Source organism: Planifilum fimeticola (genome assembly GCF_003001905.1).
Lineage (GTDB): Bacteria > Bacillota > Bacilli > Thermoactinomycetales > DSM-44946 > Planifilum > Planifilum fimeticola.
Map to the genome: position 1 here is coordinate 1 of NZ_PVNE01000009.1, position 19,171 is coordinate 19,171.

Annotated in this window: 12 protein-coding genes and 1 pseudogene; 10 read left to right on the plus strand and 3 right to left on the minus strand. The window is 59.2% G+C overall.

Annotation, left to right across the window (positions count from 1 at the left end):
* Nucleotides 1-300 precede the first annotated feature (300 nt).
* Entirely contained in the window at nt 301-3,174 is a 2,874-nt protein-coding gene (locus CLV97_RS07115) for a 2-oxoglutarate dehydrogenase E1 component (protein ID WP_425440552.1), read from the plus strand.
* A complete protein-coding gene (odhB, locus tag CLV97_RS07120) occupies nt 3,171-4,421 on the plus strand; it encodes a 2-oxoglutarate dehydrogenase complex dihydrolipoyllysine-residue succinyltransferase (protein ID WP_106344841.1) in 1,251 nt (416 codons plus the stop codon). The genes CLV97_RS07115 and odhB overlap by 4 nt, the downstream gene beginning before the upstream one ends.
* Nucleotides 4,422-4,866: 445 nt before the next feature.
* On the opposite strand, the pseudogene CLV97_RS07125 reads toward odhB, so the two are convergent.
* The 3 genes and pseudogenes from CLV97_RS07125 to CLV97_RS07135 form a co-directional block, all read right to left on the minus strand.
* Nucleotides 4,867-5,463: pseudogene (locus CLV97_RS07125) on the minus strand (aldo/keto reductase); the annotation flags it as partial.
* Between the two features lie 158 nt (nt 5,464-5,621).
* Nucleotides 5,622-6,962: a D-arabinono-1,4-lactone oxidase gene (locus tag CLV97_RS07130; protein WP_425440553.1), complete on the minus strand. Its 1,341-nt coding sequence runs from the start codon at nt 6,960-6,962 to the stop codon at nt 5,622-5,624.
* Nucleotides 6,950-8,143: an amino acid deaminase/aldolase gene (locus CLV97_RS07135; RefSeq protein ID WP_106344843.1), complete on the minus strand. Its 1,194-nt coding sequence runs from the start codon at nt 8,141-8,143 to the stop codon at nt 6,950-6,952. Before CLV97_RS07135 ends, CLV97_RS07130 begins: the two co-directional genes overlap by 13 nt.
* Nucleotides 8,144-8,484: 341 nt before the next feature.
* On the opposite strand from CLV97_RS07135, the gene CLV97_RS07140 reads away from it, so the two are divergent.
* The 8 genes from CLV97_RS07140 (at nt 8,485) to CLV97_RS07175 (ending at nt 19,169) form a co-directional block, all read left to right on the plus strand.
* Nucleotides 8,485-12,675, plus strand: a complete 4,191-nt coding sequence (locus tag CLV97_RS07140; protein WP_106344844.1) for a GH92 family glycosyl hydrolase — start codon at nt 8,485-8,487, stop codon at nt 12,673-12,675.
* Between the two features lie 332 nt (nt 12,676-13,007).
* The gene (locus CLV97_RS07145) at nt 13,008-13,991 is read left to right on the plus strand and encodes an ABC transporter ATP-binding protein (protein WP_106344845.1); all 984 of its coding nucleotides are present in this window, start codon (nt 13,008-13,010) and stop codon (nt 13,989-13,991) included.
* A 4-nt stretch (nt 13,992-13,995) separates the two neighbouring features.
* A complete protein-coding gene (locus CLV97_RS07150; protein WP_106344846.1) occupies nt 13,996-14,820 on the plus strand; it encodes an ABC transporter permease in 825 nt (274 codons plus the stop codon).
* Nucleotides 14,801-15,607, plus strand: a complete 807-nt coding sequence (locus CLV97_RS07155) for an ABC transporter permease (protein ID WP_245891420.1) — start codon at nt 14,801-14,803, stop codon at nt 15,605-15,607. The genes CLV97_RS07150 and CLV97_RS07155 overlap by 20 nt, the downstream gene beginning before the upstream one ends.
* Nucleotides 15,608-15,914: 307 nt before the next feature.
* Entirely contained in the window at nt 15,915-16,559 is a 645-nt protein-coding gene (locus CLV97_RS07160; RefSeq protein WP_106344847.1) for a CoA transferase subunit A, read from the plus strand.
* Nucleotides 16,560-16,564: 5 nt separating this feature from the next.
* Complete coding sequence (locus CLV97_RS07165) at nt 16,565-17,245, plus strand: 3-oxoacid CoA-transferase subunit B (protein WP_106344848.1); 681 nt, start codon at nt 16,565-16,567, stop codon at nt 17,243-17,245.
* Nucleotides 17,246-17,518: 273 nt separating this feature from the next.
* Nucleotides 17,519-18,571 (plus strand): LacI family DNA-binding transcriptional regulator, encoded by a 1,053-nt coding sequence (locus CLV97_RS07170; protein ID WP_106344849.1) that lies wholly within the window; start codon nt 17,519-17,521, stop codon nt 18,569-18,571.
* Nucleotides 18,528-19,169 carry a YesL family protein gene (locus CLV97_RS07175; RefSeq protein ID WP_106344850.1) on the plus strand — a complete coding sequence of 214 codons (642 nt, stop codon included), beginning with the start codon at nt 18,528-18,530 and terminating at the stop codon, nt 19,167-19,169. The genes CLV97_RS07170 and CLV97_RS07175 overlap by 44 nt, the downstream gene beginning before the upstream one ends.
* The last annotated feature ends 2 nt before the right edge of the window (nt 19,170-19,171 follow it).

Genomic DNA, 19,171 nt, shown 5'->3' on the forward strand with positions numbered 1-19,171 from the left:
AGAGTAACAGAGCAATGCCTCCTTACTGCCGTTTGCCAAAACATCAAGAAAATGGCCTTGCTCCTTTGGAAGAGGAACAATGGGCCCCAAGGCGGGTCCTTTATCCGTCTGTTCTTCTCTATTTTCTTCCAATTAGCATACAAACCCAGCGGTTTTTCCGCTGGGTTTGTCAATAGCCTCCCGCCACCCTTTAGGTGGCGTTTTCTTTTGTCGAGGGGTTTCCGACCGCAGTTTTCCGGCAGTTTTTGATTAAAGGAACAGGATTAGGGAAAAACAGGTAAAGAAGTCCTTTTTGAGAGGATGGGACAGAGAGTGGAGAGGAACTACGGGTCCATGAAGTGGGAGAGTTTTCACGGCGCCAATCTGGCGTATCTCGTCGAGCAATACGAACGGTATGTCGAGGATCCCCGTTCGGTAGAAGCGTCCGTCCGGACGCTTTTTGAGCGCCTGGGTCCGCCGCCCTTCGTACCGACGGAGGTTGTTTCCGGGGAAAAGGTGGAGGATCCGGCGCTGATCCGGAAGGTGATGACCGCTGTGGAGCTGGCGCAGCGGATCCGCACCTACGGCCACCGACAGGCGCGAATCAATCCCCTGAAAACGGAGATCCGTCCCGATCCCCGGCTCGACCCCGCCGCCTGCGGTCTCAGCGAGGAGGATCTCCGGAGGATGCGGGCCGAATGGATCTGGCCGGAAGCCCCCGAGGGTGTGCGGACGGGCTTGGAGGCCATCGCCAAGCTCAGGGAGATTTACACCGGATCCCTGGCCTTCGAATTTTCCCATGTGCATGATCCCGAAGAGCGGGAATGGTTGGAGCGCCAGGTGGAATCCGGGGCAATTCGTCCCTTTTTGCCGCCGGAAAAGCAGGTCGATCTGTTGAAGCGATTGATTGAGGTGGAGGGATTCGAGCGGTTTCTGCATCGCACGTTTCCGGGACAGAAGCGGTTCTCCATCGAAGGCATCGATGTGCTGGTGCCGATGCTGGATGAGTTGATCCGCCGAAGCGTCAATGACGGCGTCAAAAACGTCATGATCGGCATGGCCCACCGCGGTCGGCTCAACGTGTTGGCCCACGTGCTTGGGAAGCCCTACGAAGTCATTTTTTCCGAATTTCATCACTCCCCCGACAAGGAGCGGGTTCCTTCCGAGGGCTCAGCGGGGATCAATTTCGGATGGACGGGGGATGTGAAGTATCACCTGGGCGCCGAACGGGAATGGGAAGAGGCGGATCGGAGGGAAATCCTCTACGCCCGGTTGACCCTCGCCAACAACCCCAGCCATTTGGAATTTGTCAATCCCGTCGTCGAAGGGTTTGCCCGCGCCGCTCAGGAGGAGCGCGGGCGCCCCGGATTTCCGGAACAGGACGTGAACCGGGCCTTGGCCATTCTGATCCACGGAGACGCGGCCTTTCCCGGTGAAGGGATCGTGGCCGAAACCCTCAACCTGAGCCGGCTTCGGGGCTACTCCACGGGAGGGACGGTCCACATCATCGCCAACAACCAGCTGGGGTTCACCACCGAAAGCTCCGATGCCCGATCCACCGCTTACGCCGGCGATTTGGCCAAAGGTTTTGAGATCCCGGTGGTTCATGTCAATGCGGATGATCCGGAGGCGTGTCTGGCCGCCGTCCGCCTGGCCTGGGCGTACCGCTGCCGATTCCGGAAGGATTTCCTGATCGACTTGGTGGGTTACCGGCGCTACGGTCACAATGAAATGGACGATCCCGTCGCGACGCAGCCGCAGATGTACGAGCAGATCCAAAAACATCCGAGTCTGGCCGCTCAATATGCCAGGCGGCTGGAGAAGGAAGGGAGGATATCCCGGGAGGAGGTGGAGCGGGCGGAGAAGGAAGTGGAGGAACGGCTGAGGCGGGCGTACCGGAAGATGAAAGAGGATCCCCCCGACGAGTGGGCGGTGATGGAAAAAGAGGCTCCGGTCCCGGAGCTGCCGGAAGTGGTGACGGCGGTGGAGGAGGAGACCCTTCGCCGGCTCAACCGCGAGCTGCTGAACAAACCGGAGGGCTTCCGCCGATACCCGAAACTGGAACGGATTCTTCTCCGCCGGGCCGAAGCCCTGGAGAAGGAGGGACGGGTGGATTGGTCCCTGGCGGAAACCCTGGCCTATGCCACCATCTTGGCCGACGGAATCGCCATCCGCATGTCCGGCCAGGATACGGAGCGGGGGACCTTCGCCCATCGGCACCTGGTCCTCCACGATCCGAAAACGGGCCGTTCGTACTCTCCCCTGCACCTTCTCAGCCAGGCGCGGGCCTCCTTCGCCATATACAACAGCCCCCTTTCCGAAGCTTCCGTACTGGGCTTTGAATACGGGTACGACGTGTTCGCAACCGACACCCTCGTCCTCTGGGAAGCGCAGTTTGGCGATTTCGCCAATGCCGCCCAGGTGATCATCGATCAGTTTCTCTCCTCCGGCCGCGCCAAGTGGGGGCAGCGGTCCGGACTGGTGATGCTCCTGCCCCACGGGTACGAAGGCCAGGGGCCTGAGCATTCCAGCGCCCGCCTGGAGCGGTTTCTGCAACTGGCGGCGGAGAACAACTGGGTGGTGGCCAATCTGACCCGGGCCTCCCAGATTTTTCACCTGCTGCGGCGTCAGGCGCTGCTGCTCGGGGAGCATGCCGAACGGCCCCTCATCCTGATGACGCCGAAAAGCCTGCTGCGCCATCCTCAGACCGCCTCTCCCCTGACGGATTTCACGGAGGGCCGGTTTCAAAGCGTGATCGAACGGCCGGGTTGGCGGAAAAGGGCCGACCGCGTGGAGCGGCTGCTCCTTGCGAGCGGGAAAATTGCCGTGGAACTGGAAGAGAAGATGGAGGGCGAAAAAGCCGGGGAACGGATGCACCTGGTGCGGGTGGAACAGCTGTATCCGTTCCCGGAGGAGGAGATCCGCCGGGTGGTGCGGCGCTTCCCCCGCCTGCGGGAAATGGTTTGGATTCAGGAGGAGCCGAGAAATATGGGCGCCTGGACCTACGTGGCCCCCCGATTGCGCGCTGTGGCACCTGAGGGGATAGCCGTCTGCTACATCGGTCGTCCCGAGCGGTCCAGTCCGGCGGAGGGTTTCTCCGAAATCCACGATATCGAGCAACGGCGCATTCTCGATGAAGCGACTCGCTTGACCCTGACCTATACCGCTTCCAAACCGGGAGGGAAGGAAACATGATGGAAATCAAAGTGCCGGAACTGGCGGAATCCATCACCGAGGGGACCATCTCCAGGTGGGTGAAACGGGCGGGGGACCCCGTGCGGGAAGGGGATGTCGTCGCGGAGCTGGAAACCGACAAGGTGAATGTGGAAATCAGCGCGGAACAGAGCGGAGTTTTGAAAAAGATTTTGAAGGAGGAGGGAGAGACTGTCCGCGTGGGAGAGGCGATCGCCCTGCTCGGTGAAGCGGATGGGGAAGCTGCCGATCCCGAGGCGGAGAAAAAAGCGGAGGAGCCGATTTCCGATCCGCCTCCGGAACCCAGGGAGGCGGAAGGCGCCGAACCCGGGGGGGACGTCCGGCCATCACCCGCCGAACTCCCCGTCGCCACGCCCGCCGCTCGAAAATGGGCGCGGGAGCGGGGGATCGATCTTCGGCAGGTTTCAGCGCGGGATCCCCGGGGAAGGGTGACGGCGGAGGACGTCCGGGATCACGCGGCCGAAGCCCCCTCCGCGGGAAAGGCTCCCGGCGGGCCGGAACGGGACCACCCGTCGGGGGAAGGAGAACGGCCGGTGGAGCGGATCCGGATGTCCCGCCGCCGCCTCACCATCGCCCGCCGGCTTCTGGAGGCCAAGCAGTCGACGGCGATGCTCACCACCTTCAACGAAGTGGACATGAGCGCCGTCATGGAGATTCGTCGCCGCCGGAAAGAATGGTTCCGGGAGCGGCATGAGGTGGGGCTGGGGTTCATGTCCTTCTTCACCAAGGCCGTCGTGGGGGCACTGAAGGCCTTTCCCCTGCTCAACGCGGAGATTCGGGGAGAGGAGATCCTGATCAAGAAGTACTACGACATCGGCATCGCCGTATCTACGGATCAGGGTCTTGTCGTCCCGGTCGTCCGTAATGCGGACCGGCTCAGCTTTCCGGAGATCGAGCGCCGGATCGCCGCCCTGGCCGAAAGGGCCCGGTCCGGCTCCCTCACCCTGGAGGAACTGCAGGGCGGCACCTTCACCATCACCAACGGCGGCGTGTTCGGTTCCCTGTATTCCACTCCCATCCTCAACCCTCCGCAGGTGGGGATCCTGGGCATGCACAAGATCCAGAAGCGACCGGTCGTCGTGGAGGATGACCGGGTGGAAGTCCGGCCGATGATGTATCTCGCCCTTTCCTACGACCACCGGATCATCGACGGGAAGGAAGCGGTCAGCTTCCTGGTTCGGGTGAAGGAATTGGTGGAGGATCCGGAGCAGCTGCTGCTGGAAGGCTGAGTTTCCAAAAAAGAAAAAGGACGAAAGGAATCGACCTGCCCTTTGGGTCGATTCCTTTTTTGGAGGGGAAATCCGCGTTTTCCGTCACGTCATCGCCGCTGTTCCGCCTTCTCGTCGCTGAATTCCAATTGGCTCCTTATGCCTTCTGTCGCTTTAACAACGAGTTACAGAACGTGAATGCCGTAGGCTCCGTCTTTTGCATTGGTATCGATCGTGGTCGATACGGTAAGTGATTATCATCCAAGTAAACACTTTTTTTCTCGCTCTAGTAAGGTTTAGTCGGGTTTAGAAAGAGGTGGGGACCCTGAATTGGTTAAGTTCGACAGACGGAAATTAAACTGGGTGTAGGGGACGAACCCACACCCAGCCAGATATAGCTCTTATGAACATAGATGCACGCTTAATGAACGCCGTCAGGCGTTTTTCTTAAAATGGCGGACGGCATTTACAGCTCGACTTTCCAGTTGCCCATCATCTTGGCAACTGCCGGATCGTGGTAGGACAGGAAGAGCGTATTCCCCGTATCGAGAGCCGAAATGCGCTCCATATCGTCTGCGTCCAATTCAAAATTGAAGATGTTGAAGTTTTCGATGATCCGCTCCTTGCGCACCGATTTCGGAATCACCACAATACCCCGCTGCACCAGCCAGCGCAATACGACTTGCGCGACGGTTTTGCCATGTTTGGCGGCAATCGAGCTCAACACTTCGTTGCTGAATAGATTGTTCTTCCCTTCGGCAAAAGGAGCCCACGACTGGTGCTGGACGCCCAGCTCTTTCAAGAAGGCCTGGGTCTCCCACTGCTGGTAGAACGGATGGGTCTCGATCTGGTTGACGGCGGGCACGATGTCGTTATGCACGATCAGATCCATCAGGCGATCCGGCAGAAAGTTGCTGACCCCGATCGCCCGGATTTGGCCTTCGCGATACAGCTCTTCCATCGCTCGCCAAGTGCCGTAATAATCGCCGAACGGCTGGTGTATCAAGTACAGATCGAGGTAATCGAGCTGCAACTTCTTCAAAGATTTTTCGAAGGCCCGTTTTCGCAACCGGTTGAGTTCGCGCTCAACTGAAGGGGATGAATTCGAAGCGGGAGATGCTTCGCCCGGTTACATGACGCACCTGCGGAGGAGGGGAAGGCTTGGTTGGCTCTCCATGGGCATGACAATTTGTCGCGGGGCTCCCTCCCGGCCTGCCGGCGCTACCGGGCGGTCGCAGATTCCGCCGCCTGTCCGGAAGGCACGCCGAACAGGGTGCGCAGGTGGGAGTTGAGAAAGCGTCCCTCGGGATCCTGCTCGCCGCGGATCCGGCAAAAGTCGTTCCACCGAGGATACAGGCGGCTCAGCTCCTCGGCGGTCAGCGAGTGCATCTTGCCCCAGTGGGGACGGCCCCCGTGGCGGCGGAAGATCGCCTCCACCGCGGAGAAGTACGCTTCATGAGGCATCCCTCGGTACATGTGCACCGCGACGAAGGCCGTGTCCCGGCCGTAGGCGGGACTGAGCCAGATGTCGTCCCCCTTGACGTACCGGCACTCGATGGGGAAATGGACGGCAAACCGGCGGCGCTGGATCGTCTCCCGGATCTCCCGCACCACTTCCGCCAGCTTCTCCGCCGGAAGGGCGTACTCCATTTCGTTGAAGCGGACCAGGCGAGGCGTCGCGAACAGCCGGTGGCTGTCCCCCACCTCTTCCACCGCGGGCACTCCCCGGGCGGACAGGCGGCTGATGGAAGGGCACAACCGGGGAAAGCGGCGGGCGGTCTCGGAAAGGAGCCAGAAGGCGCCGTTTTCGAGGAACCATTTGCTGAACCGGCTCCAGAGTCCGCCGGCGGTTGCCGCCCGATCGGTTTCATCCATGAACTTCACTTGGACCTGATCCGTGTGGGGAAACCAGTAAAATTCGAAGTGGCGGTGTTCGCGGCGGTAGCGGTCCAGGTGGTTCAGGCATTCCGTTAGGGACATCCGTCCGCTCCGGTAATGGAGCCGGTACCGGGGAAGCACCCGCAGGGTGACGCGGACAATCACCCCCAGGGCGCCGAGGGAAACCTGCGCCGCCTTGAATAGCTCCGGATTTCGGTCCGGGGAGCATTCGACCACCTCCCCCCTTGCGTTGACGAGGGTGAGGGCGGCCGCCTGTGTGGACAGAATTCCGAAATTCATCCCGGTGCCGTGGGTGCCGGTGCTGATCGCCCCCGCAATGGACTGGGCGTTGATGTCCCCCAGGTTTTCCTGGGCCAATCCGTGCCCGTGGAGGAGCTTCCCCAGCTCCTTCAATTTGGTTCCGGCCCGGACCGTGACGAGCCGGCGCTCTTTGTCCACCGCTTCCAAACCGCGAAGTCGGTCGAGGGAGAGAAGGATGTCGGTCGGGACCAGGGGCGTGAAGGAATGGCCCGAACCGACGACGCGGATCTGTTTGCCTTCATCGGCGGCCTCCCGGATGATCCGGGCCACATCCTCCACGGAAGCCGGATAAAGGACGCGCTTTGGCCGAAAGCGGACGGAACCGGACCAGTTGCTCCATTCCTTCTGACTCACAGAAAACACCTCCCGTCTCCGCGGTAAGTGGAAGCCTCCCCGACGATCCGCCCCTCCGAAAACAGGTGGAGTCGGTCGAATCGCTCGCACAATTCACCGGCCTTGGCATGGCGCAGAAAGACCGGATCCCCCAGGTTCAGGGCAATCGGTCCCTCGTAACGGAGGGGCGTCTGAACCTCGCCGGCGCCTTCCAGCGGGAGCAGGCGCGCTCCCTCCGGCAGATATGGCACCGGCAGTTTGTCGCGCCCGGCGGCGCCGGAGGCCACGTAACCGCCCCCCGCGCAGGTGTAGATGCCGGGGTGCGGCCTGCGGACGATCTCGATGGCGAATCCCGCGGCGGGCTGATACCGGAAATCCCGGTAATAATCGAACAAGGCCGGCGCATAGAGTCCCGACCCCACGGTCACCTCCGTCACCGACGGGTCCCGGGCGGTGGTGGCGAGGCTTCCCGTCCCTCCCCCGTTGACGAAGCGGAGGGGGATTCCCAGATCGCGGACGGCCTGAACCAGTGCCCCCCGCCTCTCCGCCACGACCCGGACGGAGTGCCGTTTGAGCATGCGGACGAGGAGGTTTTTGGCCCAGGCGCCCGGATAGCGGTCGCCCACCCCGGCGATCTGGGCTTCGTAACCCATCAGCCCGTCCAGCAGGAGGTGGGGCGAGGAGGCGATCCGTCGGACCAGCGCCAGCGCTTCCTCCGCGGTTCGGAGGGGGGACCGCCGGACGCCGAAGTGGAGGCCGGGATAGGAGACGGACATGTCGATGTCCAAACAGACGGGGATGCGCACGCCCGTCTCCCGGGCGATCGCCTCCAGATGGTCGATATGCTCGGCCGAGTCCGCCATCAGGGTGATGCGGCGGCCGTCCGCGATCTTCCGCGCCGCTTGCCGGAGGTGCTCCGGCTCCCAGGCGGGATACCCGACGAGCAGATCGTCCAGCCCCTGTTCGGCGAGATACACCGCTTCGGGGACGGTGAAGCACATGACGCCCCGGAAGCGGTCGGAGGCTTGGAGCACGAACTGGATGACCCGGACGCTGCGCAGGGATTTGCTGGCGAGGCGGAGGGTTTTATCGCCGCATTTCCCTGCGATGTTGCGGATGTTTTCCGAGAGGAGATCCAGGTCGAGGTAGGCAAAGGGTTTGGGGACGCCTTCAAAGGCGCGGCGGTACTCTTCGTAATCCCGTTTGATCATCGCGGTTCCTCCCAAACCGCCGCGTTCATTCGGCGGAATGTTCAACCGTGACGTTCAATTCCGAAAAGGGCGGACGCTTGTGTTCCTTGTCCTCCTTATCCATTTTCCCCGTCATGCGGCGGAACTCCTTTTGCCGCGTTCATTTTTTGCCGGTGAACAGTCGGCGGGCGGGAGCAGCGCAGCGGGGGTTTCCGGCAGCCGACGGGCGGGAGGCGGTCAACCGGAAGACATGCGGCCGATATTTACAAACAATTAAAAATTTAGTACCATTTGATTAAAACATTATCCAACTGGACAGGCGTCGAATCCCTTTGACAACCCTTGTCCCCGGAGGTGCGGCGATGAAAAGAGTGGGTGCGAGGAAGGCTTTCAGCGCATTGGTGATGGTTGTCTTTCTGTTGCAAATGTCGCTTGTTCCCCCTCCCCCGGCGGCGTCGGCCCGGGAGGTTCAAACCGACTTTTTCTCGTCCTTTGAAGTGGATGATTTGACCTGGGAAAATACGGTTGAAACCGATTTGAAAGGCAATAAAAGGGCGAAGGGAGTTGACGGTCACATTGTCCCCGAAGATCGCATCCCGGGGGATATCACCGAGAAGGTGAAAGAGATCAAGGCCAGTGCCAACAACCCGCCCCATGAAACGGATCAGCAATTGATCGACGGCGATGTGACCACCAAATGGCTCGCCTTTGAACCCACGGCCTGGATCGAGCTCCGGCTTTCCGAACCGGAAGCGGTGGTGAAATATGCGCTGACCTCGGCCAACGACTACCCGGAGCGGGATCCCCGCGACTGGACCCTTTCCGGTTCCGAGGACGGGGAAAACTGGACCGTGTTGGACCGGAGAGAGGGAGAGCGCTTTGACGAACGCTTCCAGACCAAAGTGTACGAATTCGAGAATGACACCGAGTATTCCTATTACCGCCTGGAGATTACGCGGAATGCCGGCGCCAATATCACGCAGCTGGCGGAGCTGCAGCTTTCCAACGGCATCGAAGTGCCGCCGCCCCCGCCTTCCGATATGAAATCCCATATCGCATCGGGTCCGTCCAAGGCTTACACCGCCAAGCGGAACGCCGGCTGGACCGGTCGCCGCGCCCTGACCTACTACGGCACCCATGTCGCCAAAGGCAGGGCCTACTCCTACAACAAGATTTACGAAGTGGACATTTTGGTTACCCCCGACACCCGGTTGTCCTATCACATTTTCCCGGAATTTACGGACAAGGATCACCTGGAGTATGCCAGCACCTATGCCGCCGTCGATCTCGCCTTTTCGGACGGAACCTATTTGAGCGAACTGGGGGCCGTGGATCAACACGGGGTGAAGCTGAACCCGCGGGATCAGGGCAAGTCGAAAACGCTGTACCCGCATCAATGGAACTTCAAAAAGGCCCACATCGGCAAAGTGGCTGCCGGAAAAAGGATCAAGCGCATCCTGGTGGCCTATGACAATCCGAAGGGACCTGCCGTATTTCGGGGGCACATCGACGATATCCGAATCGAGGGGAATCCGGCAAAGCTAAGCGCATCCAGGCCCTCCGATTACGTGAACACCCTGCGGGGCACCCATTCCAACGGCACCTTTTCCCGGGGAAATACCTTCCCGGCCGTCGCCGTCCCCCACGGCTTCAACTTCTGGACGCCGGTGACCGATGCGGGTTCGACCAGCTGGTTGTATCAGTACCACGAGCAGAACAACGAGGACAATCTCCCGGAAATTCAGGCCTTTTCACTCAGCCACGAACCCAGCCCCTGGATGGGTGACCGCCAGACCTTTCAGGTGATGCCCTCGGATTCCGCCGAAGGGGTTCCGGAGGCCGGCCGCAGTGACCGGGCCCTGCCCTTCCAGCGGGAGAATGAAATCGCGAAGGCCCATTACTACAGCGTGACCTTCGAGAACGGCATCCGGACGGAGATCGCTCCCACCGATCACGCCGCCCTGTTCCGGTTCACGTTCAAGGGGGATCGATCCACCCTCATCTTCGACAATGTGAACAATAGCGGCGGCATCCGGCTGGATCCGGAGAAGCGCGCGATCACCGGCTTCTCCGATGTAAAAAGCGGATTGTCCACGGGTGCCACGCGGATGTTCTTTTACGCGGAATTCGACAAACCGGTTCTCGAGAGCGGCCGGATTTCCGGTCACGGCCGGGATGATGTGATGGCCTATTACCGGTTTGACACCGGCCAGGGCGATCGGACGGTGACGATGCGGATTGCCACCTCCCTCATCAGCGTGGCGCAGGCCGAGAAAAACCTGAAACAGGAAATCTCCCCCGCGGACACCTTGGAAACCGTCAGGGAAAGGGCCCAGAAACTGTGGGATGACAAGCTGAAGATCATCGAGGTGGAAGGTGCGTCCGAAGAGGATCTGGTGACGCTGTACTCCAACCTGTACCGCCTGTTCCTGTACCCCAATTCCGCGTACGAAAACGTCGGCACCGCGGACAAGCCCGTTTACAAGTATGCCAGCCCCTTTTCGCCGCCGGTCGGGGAGAATACGCCCACAAAGACGGGAGCCAAAATCGTGGAGGGAAAAGTCTATGTGAACAACGGCTTCTGGGATACCTACCGGACGGCGTGGCCCGCCTACGTCCTGCTGACACCCACCAAAGCGGGGGAGATGATCGACGGCTTTGTCCAGCATTACAGGGACGGCGGCTGGATCGCCCGCTGGTCTTCCCCGGGATATGCGGACCTGATGGTGGGGACCAGCTCGGATATCGCCTTCGCCGATGCGTACATCAAAGGGGTGACGAACTTTGATGTGAAAAGCTTCTACCAGTCGGCGGTGAAAAATGCCACGGCGGTCAGCCCCGACCCGGGAACGGGGAGAAAGGGCCTGGTCACCTCCATTTTCAAGGGATACACCGACACCTCCACGCCGGAGGGCATGTCCTGGGCGATGGACGGCTATATCAACGACTTCGGCATCGCCAATCTGGCCAAGGCCCTGTATGAGCGGGGAGACGGGGACGATCCCGATCGTTCCCGATACAAGGATGATTACCTGTACTTCTTAAACAGGGCCCAAAACTATGTGCACATGTTCAATCCGAATGTGAATTTCTTCATGGGCCGGACGCCTTCTGGCGCGTGGCGCGTCTCACCCGAAGACTTCGATCCCCGCGAGTGGGGAAGGGATTATACGGAGACCAATGCCTGGAACATGGCCTTTCACGCCCCGCAGGACGGCCAGGGATTGGCCAATCTTTACGGGGGAAGGGAGGCGCTGGCCGCCAAGCTGGATGAGTTCTTCCGCACACCGGAGACGGCCCTGCCGAAGTTTAAGGGGCATTACGGCGGTGTCATCCACGAGATGAGGGAAGCAAGGGATGTCCGGATGGGCATGTACGCCCACAGCAATCAGCCCTCCCATCACATCCTTTACATGTACAACTATGCCGGCCAGCCCTGGAAAACCCAGGAGAAGGTGCGGGAGGTCCTGTCCCGGCTTTACATCGGCAGCGAAATCGGGCAGGGATACCCCGGAGATGAAGACAACGGAGAAATGTCCGCCTGGTACATCTTCAGTGCGGCCGGTTTTTATCCGCTGCGGCTGGGAACGCCGGAATATGTGATCGGCGCCCCTTACTTCAAGAAAATGACCATCCACCTGGAAAACGGCAACAAGATCGTCATCAACGCCCCGAAGGTCAGCGACAGGAACAAATACATCCAAAGGGTCAAACTGAACGGCGTCGAATACAACAAAACCACCCTTTCCCATTTCGACCTGATCCGGGGAGCCACGCTGGATTTCGAAATGGGCCCCAAACCCTCCAAATGGGGGACCGGGGAGCAGGCCCTTCCGCCGTCCATCACCGCCCCCTCCACCGACGGGTCCTCCCTGATGCCCCGCCCGATGAGGGATTTGACGGATCGCTCGGAAGGAGGCGGTGATGCCGAAGGGTTGTTCGACGATTCCTCGGACACCCATATGACCTTTGACACCTCTTCCCCCCGGGTGGAATGGCGATTTGCGGAAGGTCCGGAGAAGGTGAGGATGTACACCTTGACATCCGGAGACGGATCCCCGGTGGGAGATCCGAAGAGCTGGGTGCTTAAAGGCTCCAGGGACGGCCGAAACTGGACCGTGCTGGATGAAAGAAGCGGGGAATCCTTCCAGTGGCGCCGCCAAACCCGGGCCTTTGAGGTGAGACATCCCGGCAAGTATTCCCATTACAGGCTGGAAATCACCGAAAACAACGGGGCCGATTCCACGAGGCTGGCCGAAGTGGAATTGCTCGGATATGACGACGTGAATCGCTTTTTCGGAGCGGTCGACCAGCTGATCCGGGATTACAAGCGATCCGGGGAGCTGAAAGATCCGCTGGCCAGGCAATTGTCCCGCAGCCTGAAGCAGGCCGGCCGCCAAGAGCAAAAGGGGCACACCGAACAGGCCGTCAAGCACATGGAGGATTTTCTCAAGCACCTGAACGATAAGGGGATGAAGGATCGCGTGACGGACCGCGCGCGAAAGAGGCTGGCTGCGGAGGCCCATGCCTTGATCATCGCTTTGAGGAGATGATTCCCGCGGAACGGGAACAATCCTCTTGCCAATCTTTTCTCCGGTGTGTATAATCATCGTAACAATTGGGGAGGGTGTCTAGGGTTCCGCCGTCCGCCGAGCGGACGGGTCCGGTCCGAGCGACACCAGGCGCAGATTGCGTCACACCGTAAGGATAAAAGCCTTTCGCGGCAGGTTCCCAATGGGAACCGGCGAAGGGCTTTTTGTTTTAGTCCGATAAAGAGATGAAGCGCAGGAGGGGACGCGCGGGGAAGGGGATGCGTTTCATCCGCGAAGCAGAGGATCTTGGGGGATGAAGCGCGTTTTCCAAATGGTTTCAGGGGGGATGTTCCATGACGGTGATCCAAGCGGAGAATCTGACGAAAACCTTTCGGGTGAAGCGGAAGGCGCCGGGGTTTTGGGGCAGCCTTCAATCGCTGGTAAAACCCGACGTGGTTGAGAAGGAAGCGGTCCGCGGCATCGGCTTCCGGGTCGAAAAGGGGGAGACGGTGGCCTTTCTGGGGCCCAACGGGGCGGGCAAGTCGACGACGATCAAGATGCTCACGGGGATCCTGCATCCCACTTCCGGCCGGTTGGAGGTGCTCGGGATGGTGCCGCAGAGGGAAAGGGCCCGCCTGGCCTTCCGCATCGGGACGGTCTTCGGCCAGAAGTCGCAGCTGTGGTATCATCTCCCTCCCGCCGACACCTTCGCCCTGATGGCCGACATTTATGAACTGCCGGCGAAACCCTTCCGGGAGCGGCGCGACGAACTGGTGGAGATGTTCGGGCTGGAGCCTTATCTGCACACGCCGGTCCGAAAGCTCTCCCTGGGAGAGCGGATGCGATGCGAGATGGCGGTGGCGCTGCTGCACCGACCGGAGATTCTGTTTCTGGATGAGCCGACGATCGGGATGGACGTGGTGGTGAAGCAAAAAATCCGGGAGATGATGCGCCTCTTCAACCGGAAAGAGGGGGTGACGGTTTTTCTCACCTCCCACGACACCGGGGATGTGGAAGAGTTGTGCGACCGGGCGATCATCATCAATCACGGAGAGGTGGTGATGGACGTTCCGGTGCATCAATTGAAGCGGGATGTCTTGAAGTACAAGATCGTCCATCTGAAACTGGGGGCGGAACCGGACGACTTCACCCTTCCGGGGACGGAGGTGCTGAAGCAAAAGGGAACAGGGCTGAAGTTGAAGGTGGATATCCTGAAGACATCGGTGGAGGCGGCGATCGGCCGACTGCTCGAGCGGTATCCGATTTTGGACATCAACGTGGAGGATCCGTCGATGGAGGATGTGATCACGACGCTCTACGAGGCGAAAGGGGGGTGAAGCGTTGCAAAGCGGGTCGATTTTTTCTTACCTGCGCAAGGGGAGGAAATATGTCGGGCTGTTTCGGATCCATCTGAAAAACCATTTCGCTTACATCCAGGACTTTCTGATCCGGACCCTGTTTTTGATCGTCGTTCTGTTTATCTTCACCCAATTGTGGGGAGTCACCTACGAGGTGACAGGCAAGGACCGAATCGCCGGCTTTTCCCTTCCCATGATGATGTGGTACCTTACGGTGACGGAGTCCATGATGATGGCTTATCCGCCGCTGGTGGAGAGGGTGGAACAGGAGGTGAAAAGCGGACAGGTGGCCGTAACCCTGATCCGTCCCTTCAGCTATGTGGGCGCCCACTTCAGCGCCTATCTCGCCGAATTCATCCTGCGCCTGTCCATCAATCTCGCCATCGGCGGCGCCCTGGTGTTTCTCCTGTTCGGCCCGCCGGAGGTGGGGCCCGGGCAGCTGGGGAGATTTCTCCTCTTTCTGCCCGTGTCGCTCGTCATCCATTTCAGCTTCACGATGTGCATCGCCCTCTTCGCCTTCTGGTTTGAAGAGGTGCAGGGCTTTCATCTGATTTACACCCGCCTGCTCATGACCCTGGGCGGGATGATGCTTCCCCTGGAGATTTTTCCGGAATCGGTTGAACGGTTGGCCCACGTTCTTCCCTTTCAGGCGGTAATCTATCTGCCCGCCAAAATGATGGTGACGGAACCGGGCGGCTTGTGGTGGAGCCTGTGGCTGAAGCAGATCGGCTGGGCGCTCTTCTCCCTCGGGTTGATGGGGGTCATCTACCGACGGGGGGTGCGGAACCTTGATCTCAACGGCGGTTAAAAAGGGGTGGGTGATTCTCCGCTTCCTGTGGGCCTATTGGCGGGCGAACTGGCAAGGGGCGATGGAATTTCGCGCCAGCTTCCTGGCCCAGGCGGGGGCGATGCTTCTCAACAACAGCGTCTGGATCGTGTTTTGGTGGCTCTATTTCAGCCGGTTTCCGGTGGTGAAGGGCTGGTCCATGGAGGATATTCTCTGGTTGTGGGCCATCGCCTCCGGGGCGGTGGGGTGGGTGAGCGCCTTTTTCGGCAACGTTTTTCGTCTGGCCCACATGATCGCCAACGGTCACCTGGACCTTTATCTGACGATGCCCAAACCCGTGCTCCTTCACATCCTGATCAGCCGGATGAACTTTTCCGCCTGGGGAGATATCCTGTTCGCCTGGATTTTGTTCGCCGCCGTCGGAGAGGGATGGCTGGATCTGGTGAAGTTCCTGGCGGCGCAACTTTTGGGAGGAATCATCGTCCTGGGCGTGATGATCCTGGTGCAGTGTTTGGCCTTTGTCATCGGCAACGCCGAGGGGATCGCCCAGCAGGTGCAGATCGCCCTGATCACCTTTACCACCTATCCCATCGACATCTTCAGCGGAGTCACGCGGATCCTGCTGTTTACCGTTCTGCCGGCGGGGTTGATCAGTTCGATGCCGGTGACCCTCATCCGCGATTTCAGCTGGTCGCTCGCCTTGTGGGCGACCGGGGTCTCCATGCTTTTCCTTCTTGCGTCTGTATGGCTGTTCCGCAAAGGATTGCGCCGATATGAGTCCGGAAACATGATCGGCTTGAGAATGTGAATAAGGTAGCGGTGAAGGCGCGATCCACCGTCAGAAGGGGGGAGAATCCCCCGAAGCTGAAAACGAAACCGCAAGTCCGGAGGCGCTGCAGCGCTTCCGGACTTGCTTTTTGCGGGGAAGTCCACGGACAAAAAAATGCCACGGACAGGTCTGTGAACAACCACAACATGTGAAATTTATCACATATGATTGACAGGTAACTCCTTATAATGGATTGCAGATTGGGAAACTTCCAAAACGAAAATGTGAACATATCCACAAAAAGCAGACAAACAATCGGCTGTCCGGAAGGAAGGAGAGGGGAAAGGTGCCAGCCATCCGAAAAACGGCCGAGGAAGCGGTTCGTCTCATCCGATCGGGTTCCACCGTGATGGTGGGCGGATTCGGCTTGTCCGGCGCTCCTCTGCGCCTCATCGATGCGTTGGAGAGGGCGGGGGTCCGGGACCTGACGGTGATCTCCGACAACATCGAGCGGCGGTCTCTGGGGAAATGGGTCCAGGCGGGCATGGTGAAGAAGGCGGTCGGGACCTATTTCACTACCAACCCGGATGTGGTGGAGGCGTACCATGACGGAAGGATTGAAGTGGAGTTGCTTCCCCAGGGAACCTTCTGTGAGGCCATCCGTGCCGGAGGCAGCGGCATTCCCGCTTTCTACACGCCGACGTCGGTCGGGACCGATCTGGCCAAGGGGAAGGAGATCCGGTACTTTGACGGCAGGCCGTACGTGTTGGAACGGGCGCTCAGGGGGGACGTCTCCCTGATCCGGGCCCACAAGGCGGACGAATTGGGGAATCTGGTGTATTACAAAACGGCCCGCAACTTCAATCCGCTGATGGTCATGGCGTCCGATTGGGTCATCGCGGAAGTGGATGAGATCGTACCCGCGGGCAGTCTGGATCCGGAGGCGATTGTCACCCCCCATGTCTTTGTCGATATTTTGGTGACGGAGTGAGGTCAATGAACCGGAAGGAACGGATACGACATTGCATCGCCAAAAGAGCGGCGCGGGAGCTCAAGGACGGGGATGTGGTCAATCTGGGCATCGGGATCCCCACACTGGTCGGCGATTACATCCCGCCGGGGGTGACCGTCCACTTCCACACGGAAAACGGCATGCTGGAAGTGGGTCCCACCCCTCCGCCGGATCAGGCTGATCCGCGGCTGGTCAACGCCAGCCGCCATCCGGTCTCGGAACTCCCCGGCGCCTCCTATTTCGACAGCGGCCTTTCTTTTGCCATCATGCGGGGAGGACATCTGGACGCCACGGTCATCGGGGCCCTCCAGGTCAGCCAGAAAGGGGATCTGGCCAGCTGGGCCATTCCGGGAAAACCGATCCTCGGCGTGGGGGGAGCGATGGATCTGGTGGTGGGGGCCAAGCGGGTGATCGTGGCCACGACACATCAGACCAAGGATGGACAGCCGAAGATCCTTCCGGAGTGCACGTATCCCTTAACCGCCCGGGAAGAAGTGGATGTGTTGGTGACGGAGCACGCGGTATTCCGCTTTGAGAGGGGAAAAATGATCCTCGTCGAGATCGGGGATCACCTGGCGTTGGAAGATTTGAAATCGATCACTCCCGCCGAATACGAAATCCATCCCCATCTCAAAGTGGTAAACCGGTGGGAAGGATTGGAGTGAAAGCACGGATATAGAGCGAGTTTTCAATGCTTGCCGCCCGGGGGGCGGTTTTTTTCGCGCTTCTGTCGGTGACGGGAAGGCGACACCGTCCAGCCGCATCCATTTTTTCATTATTGAGAAAATGGAGGGAATAAAAAGCCGTTGCCAATTACAGAATATTTCTGTTACAATCAGATCGAAACGTTTTAAATAAATGTCGAATATGCGAGCTGAATATTGTCTGTTTTTAAACAAAAACGTTTCGATATTTGATAAACGGAGGAAGATGACCAGTTGGCGACGATCAAGGATGTAGCGAAATTGGCCGGGGTCTCCATTTCCACCGCTTCCCTCGCCCTGAACAATCAACCCCATGTCCGGGAGGAAACCCGAAAAAAAGTGCTGGAAGCGGCCAAACAGTTGAACTATCAGCCCAATGGCATTGCCCGGGATCTGAAATCAAGCAAAACCTACACGATCGGATTGATCCTCGCCGATTTGGCCGGTCCCTTCTATTCGGAGTTGATTCGAGGCATTCAGGATGTGACAGCCTCCAACGGATACGATCTTGTGGCCCTCAGCGCCGTCGGGGAAAATCCGAAATCCGTCCGCTACATTCAGGAGAAGCGGACGGACGGCATGATCATCATGGCTCACAATATTTCCACCGAGATGATTCGAAAGGCGGCACGCCCCGATTTCCCCATCATCGTTCTCGACCGGAAGATGGAAGCGGACCATATCTACAGTGTCGGGGTGGACAACCGGAAAGCCGCCTTTGAGGCGGTGAGTTACCTGTTGAAAAAGGGATACCGCCGCATCGGTTATTTGGGAGGGCCCAGCAATTCAACGGATAATCAGCAGCGGTTTCTCGGATATCGAGACGCGCTGAAGGCCCAAGGACTCAAAGTGGAACCCAAGTGGTGTCTGCAAGGCAGGTTCGTCAAGGAGGGAGGATATCAGGCAGTCAAACTGCTGGCCGCTCAGGATCTGTTGCCGGAGGCCATTTTCTCCGCCAACGACGAAATGGCCATCGGAGCGATGGAGGCTCTGGAGGAGCGGGGAATCAAAGTGCCCCAAGAGGTGGCCATCGTCGGATTTGACGATATTCAGCTCGCCCGTTATGTTCGGCCTGCCTTGACCACCGTTCGGCAACCCATGTACGACATGGGATCCATGGCTGCCAGCCTTCTGTTCCGGTTGTTCCAGAAAGACCGGAGCGTTCGATCCGTGATGTTGGAGACGGAGTTGATCATCCGCGAGTCTTGCGGCGGCAATCCATCCATATCGGGGGGGATGGGAAATGGAATGGAGGGGAGTGATCGGTGGAGCCTACGAAATGTGTGAATGGATCATGCGCTTGGCCTATGTCAATTTGCTGTGGCTGTTATTTACCTTCCTCGGCTTGGGGGTTCTGGGATTTTTTCCGGCCACTTCAGCCATGTTTACTCTGGTTCGGGGGTGGTTGAACGGGCAAGAATTCAAGGTTTTTCACGCGTTTTGGAGAAGCTGCCGAAAGAATTGGATCGATGCCAACCTGCTGGGGTATTTCCTCTTGGCTGTCGGCATTCTCCTTTATGTCGACATCCGTTTGATGCGGAGTTTCAACCATCCGTTCTTTGATCTCCTTTCTTTCGCCGCACTGGGTTTTGGGTTCTTGTATCTCGTGGTGCTTTTGTATGCTTTTCCTCTGTCTGTCCATCTCCGACTGAGGAAACGGGAAATTGTCCGTCTGGCCCTGTTTGCGGGGATGAAACAGCCTCTGCTGACTTTGTTCCTGCTCGCGAGCATCGCGATGATCGCCCTGGTCAACGCGGTGTTCCCCGGATTGATCCCGTTTTTGAGCGGAAGCGTCGTTTGCCTGGTGTCGATGTGGGCGGTTCTCCGATTATTTCCGATGTCCGCGGAGCATTTTTCCGCAGGGCAATCCCGAAAAGCGCATTAAAG